The organism is Vibrio sp. 811 (assembly GCF_033339195.1).
Map to the genome: position 1 here is coordinate 1 of NZ_JAWOUB010000046.1, position 4,378 is coordinate 4,378.

5 protein-coding genes are annotated in these 4,378 nt (G+C 42.8%); 4 read left to right on the plus strand and 1 reads right to left on the minus strand.

Annotated elements, in window-relative coordinates; genetic code table 11:
- The 3 genes from R7Q46_RS24505 to R7Q46_RS24515 all read left to right on the plus strand — a co-directional run.
- The coding region (locus R7Q46_RS24505; RefSeq protein WP_318077847.1) for an immunity 49 family protein at window positions 1-296 on the plus strand (296 nt) is incomplete at its 5' end.
- A 627-nt stretch (window positions 297-923) separates the two neighbouring features.
- On the plus strand, window positions 924-1,502 hold the full coding sequence (locus tag R7Q46_RS24510; RefSeq protein WP_318077848.1) for an ankyrin repeat domain-containing protein: 579 nt from the start codon (window positions 924-926) through the stop codon (window positions 1,500-1,502).
- Window positions 1,503-1,944: 442 nt separating this feature from the next.
- On the plus strand, window positions 1,945-3,165 hold the full coding sequence (locus tag R7Q46_RS24515; RefSeq protein ID WP_130544947.1) for an ammonium transporter: 1,221 nt from the start codon (window positions 1,945-1,947) through the stop codon (window positions 3,163-3,165).
- Window positions 3,166-3,197: 32 nt separating this feature from the next.
- Here R7Q46_RS24515 and R7Q46_RS24520 read toward each other — a convergent pair whose 3' ends face one another.
- Window positions 3,198-3,371, minus strand: a complete 174-nt coding sequence (locus R7Q46_RS24520; RefSeq protein ID WP_165401620.1) for a hypothetical protein — start codon at window positions 3,369-3,371, stop codon at window positions 3,198-3,200.
- 118 nt (window positions 3,372-3,489) lie between these two features.
- On the opposite strand from R7Q46_RS24520, the gene cobB reads away from it, so the two are divergent.
- Window positions 3,490-4,221: a Sir2 family NAD+-dependent deacetylase gene (gene cobB / locus R7Q46_RS24525; RefSeq protein ID WP_318077849.1), complete on the plus strand. Its 732-nt coding sequence runs from the start codon at window positions 3,490-3,492 to the stop codon at window positions 4,219-4,221.
- The last annotated feature ends 157 nt before the right edge of the window (window positions 4,222-4,378 follow it).

The following is a 4,378-nucleotide window of genomic DNA, read 5'->3' on the forward strand; positions in this document are numbered from 1 at the left end:
CGTTGGAAATTGCGATGGGGGTTTTAGAAACCTTTGCAGCGCTTACCACCGACATTGGTTATGATTTTGAGGAAGTGTTAGTCAAAAATCTACAGTTCCAAGAGAAATATCATCTCCGAGAGCTAGGACCAGAAAGATTGGGGATCCGCACGCTCATTAATTTCCCTCTGCTTGGCATGGTTTGTATGTGGTACGACAAAGGCAACCATCTATCTATTGAAACTGGTTGGCTTCCTCCCTATCTCGTTGAAGGACGTTGGCTAGAAGAAGTAAAAGCCGGGAAGGTCTCGCGATAAACTGCTTTAGTTAGCAATTCAGCATATAAGCCATCTCTATCTTGAGGTGGTTTTTACGTTTAAGGTGGGGAGGTTGTTGTTTGTCGAACGACCCATCATTGGTGGCATTACCCGAAAACTCAAAGTTAAAAATCATATTCGATATGAGCACGATTTAAACCATATTGATTGCGAGAGAACAAAATTATTTTTATCGCTATATCAATTGTTCAGAGGATAGTAGGCCTAAGTCCATTATGTCTTCAAGATAGAGGATTTTGTTAACGCACACGCTATCGCAGAAAATCAAGGACGAAAACATCTTTGGAGCAAAGTGACAGTTTGCGAATTTTACAAGGATTGTTATTGGAGACGAAGAACTCTGATGAAGCCTTTGATTTTGGAGCATATTTAAGGTCTGTCGTGGGGCCTCCTCCTAAAGGCATGCCGGATCCACATACTCTTTAAGAAGGGCTTGGGGGCAGAGCAACAAGCTCTCGTTACTGAGGGCCAAATTCTTTTGAGGAAATATGGCATTGATCCAATATTTGACCACGAGAACTTAGTGTGGGCTCCAAATCGGATTCAAGGTCAGTATGATATTTATGCGTTGCGGCAGGTTGTTGATACTCTTAAAGTGACAGATAAATGTTGGGTAAACGCGGTGATATAGTTAATGCTTTAAAATTACTGGTTAAAACCGCAGCTGAGGAGATAAATATGGCAGGTGAGCATAGCGCAAAAGATGTAATGGCCGCGATTAGATCCGGTGACGTGAGTGAGGTTGAAAAAATTCTCTCAGAAGATGACAAATTACTTCATCTAATTACGCCTCTGGGTTCTTGGTTGCATATCGCAACGGAGCAAGGGCAAGATAAAATTGTAGAGCTTCTGGTGAATCTAGGTATTGATGTAAATGTTAAGGGGGGGCCTTCAGGTGTAACTCCTTTAAATACAGCTGCATATGAAGGTCATTTAGACTTACTTACCTATTTTCTAGAAAGAAATGCAGTGATGGATATATCTGAACCAGACCGCAACCCATTGTTTGCTGCGATCCATGCAGGTCATAAAAATATTGTGGAGCTATTACTAAAAGCTGGTATAGATACAAAGGTTAAATATACTGGTAACTCTATGAAAGACATGGACGCTATAGCGTTTACTTATGAGTGGGGACGCAAGGAAATCGCAGAAATGATTAAAGAGCACAATAGGCACGCTTAGTAGAAGTTAATATGGTACGACAAAGGCAACCGTCTATCTGTTGAAACCGGTTGGCTTCCACCCTATCTTGTTGAAGGGCGTTGGCTAGAAGATGTAAAAGCAGGGAAGATCACTCGATAAACTCCTTTAGTTAGCAATTCAGTATATAAGCCACCTCTCATGAGGTGGCTTTTACGTTTTGTTGAGCTATATGGTGCGCATTATGTTGGTGCACTAAAGCCATATTGGTGCATTTATTAGCGTGTTAAGCACCATTTCAAGAATGCCTAATTTCATTAAAGTTCATACAAAACAATAAATTAAAGTTTAAGTGTTAGAAATGTAAATTATGGAATGAGAATTGCTCTGTTAGACGCTCTATAAATTAAGTTCACCAAATTGGTGATGAACCTAACTTTGATGCACAGGATAAGTGCGCTACAGATCAACGGAGACAATCATAATGAGTGTAACTGCCAATCAGGTACACGGCGCTGTACAAACTCTCACGCAAAGTTCCGACACACTTTTCTTACTACTTGGCGCAATCATGGTTTTTTTGATGCATGCTGGTTTCGCTTTCCTTGAAGTAGGAACCGTGCGCCAAAAGAACCAAGTTAATGCTTTAGTTAAGATATTGGCCGATTTCGGTATTTCCGCCATTGCGTATTTTTTCATTGGATACTGGGTCGCTTATGGCGGCACCTTCTTTGCTGATGCAGAGACATTATCTCAAGGCAATGGTTACGAGTTAGTGAAGTTCTTTTTCTTGCTGACCTTCGCTGCAGCGATTCCCGCTATTGTTTCAGGTGGTATCGCAGAACGAGCTCGTTTTTATCCGATTTTAATCGCAACATTTTTCACTGTCGGTATTGTATACCCACTATTTGAAGGAATGATCTGGAACGGAAACTTTGGCGTTCAATCTTGGTTTGAAAATACCTTTGGTTATGGCTTCCACGATTTTGCAGGTTCAGTCGTTGTGCATGGTGTTGGCGGCTGGATAGCGCTTGTTGCTGTCGTGTTTTTGGGCATGAGAAAAGGCAGAGTTCGAGCAGGAAAGCACACCAACTTTGCGCCTTCGAATATTCCGTTTTTGGCTTTGGGAGCTTGGGTCTTATGTGTGGGGTGGTTTGGCTTCAACGTCATGTCAGCTCAAACTGTGTCAGGCATAAGTGGCTTGGTGGCTATGAACTCATTGATGGCAATGGTCGGGGGCATTGTCGCGTCACTGTTGGCTGGTAAGAATGACCCTGGCTTTATTCATAACGGCCCACTAGCTGGCTTGGTTGCTGTATGTGCGGGCTCAGACTTAATGCATCCTATCGGTGCTTTAGTGACAGGTGCGATTGCTGGCGTGCTATTTGTTTATCTTTTTACCCACCTACAAAACAAAACCAAGATTGATGATGTGCTAGGTGTCTGGCCTTTACACGGTGTATGTGGCGCTTGGGGTGGTATTGCCGCTGGGATTTTTGGTCAAAGCGCATTGGGTGGGCTAGGTGGCGTGAGCATTATCGTTCAGCTTCTAGGAACGCTTTTGGGCCTTTCCATCGCAGTGCTTGGTGCACTTGTAGTCTACGGTGCGATTAATACCAGTATGGGACTGAGGCTTTCAGAAGAAGACGAATTCAATGGCGCTGACCTAGCCATTCATAAAATATCTTCGACCAACGAGGATTGAGGCCAATATGGGAGCGGCATAAAGCCGCTCTGTTAGCAATTGCCTTTCTTGGCTTGGCCAGGAGGACAGAAATTACCATTACCTCGATGGTCATCATCATTGGTGCTGACTCTTACCTTTACATCATCGACTTCGCCTTCAACATTGGTAAGTTGACAGCCTGCCAAAGTCATAAGCAATATAAACGCTAGAGATACTTGTCTCATTGCTGTTCCTCTTAAATTGTAATTCTAATAGTGACCATTACGACTATGGTCTAATCCATATTACTACTGTTGCTATTCTTTCAGTGTTAAGCTAATGAAAAAACAGCAAGGATGAGTTATGAATTTCCCTTATAGAAATATTGTAGTACTTACTGGTGCAGGTATCTCGGCCGAATCTGGTATTCAAACATTTCGTGCGCAAGATGGCCTATGGGAGAATCACCGTATCGAAGATGTAGCAACGCCTGAAGGGTTTGCTCGCGATCCGGACCTTGTTCAAGATTTTTACAACCAACGCCGCAAGAAACTTCAAGATAATGCGATAAAGCCTCATGCAGCGCATGAAGCATTGGGTCGTTTAGAGGCTGAGTTAGAAGGTAAAGTGACGGTCATCACTCAAAATATAGACAACCTTCACGAAAGAGGCGGCAGTCAGAATGTGATTCACATGCATGGTGAGTTGCTCAAAGCCCGCTGTAGTGAATCTAACCAAGTAGTAGAGCACAATGAGGACATTAAGACCGGCGAGCTTTGTCACTGTTGTCAGATCCCTTCACAAATGCGACCACATATTGTTTGGTTTGGTGAAATGCCACTGCGAATGGGGGATATCTACGCGTCATTAGAAGAAGCAGATTTGTTTATTTCTATTGGGACTTCTGGCGTTGTGTATCCCGCAGCAGGTTTTGTTCATGATGCAAAAATGCACGGCGCACATACCATTGAAATTAACCTAGAACCTAGTGCGGTAGAAAGTGAATTTGAGGAAAAACGCTACGGAAAAGCAAGCGTTGAGGTTCCAAAATTAGTTGACGAGATACTGGCTCTAGAAGGAAAAGAAAGAGCGTAGTAACTTCAACAGGAAGAGTTTTTGTCTTGTCATTAAGAACAAAAAAGCGGCTCATGAGCCGCTTTTTCATATCTTTAAAATGTGCCGTCCTAAATAAGGTTGACACTTTCCACCCCAAAAATTGGAGAGTGTTATGAAATCAACCACTAAAAGAACT

Excerpts from the sequence above, each read along its gene's own strand:
- R7Q46_RS24510 (WP_318077848.1), top strand. The coding sequence starts at position 924 with ATGTTGGGTAAACGCGGTGATATAGTTAATGCTTTAAAATTACTGGTT.
- R7Q46_RS24515 (WP_130544947.1), top strand. The coding sequence starts at position 1,945 with ATGAGTGTAACTGCCAATCAGGTACACGGCGCTGTACAAACTCTCACG.
- R7Q46_RS24520 (WP_165401620.1), bottom strand. The coding sequence starts at position 3,371 with ATGAGACAAGTATCTCTAGCGTTTATATTGCTTATGACTTTGGCAGGC.
- cobB (WP_318077849.1), top strand. The coding sequence starts at position 3,490 with ATGAATTTCCCTTATAGAAATATTGTAGTACTTACTGGTGCAGGTATC.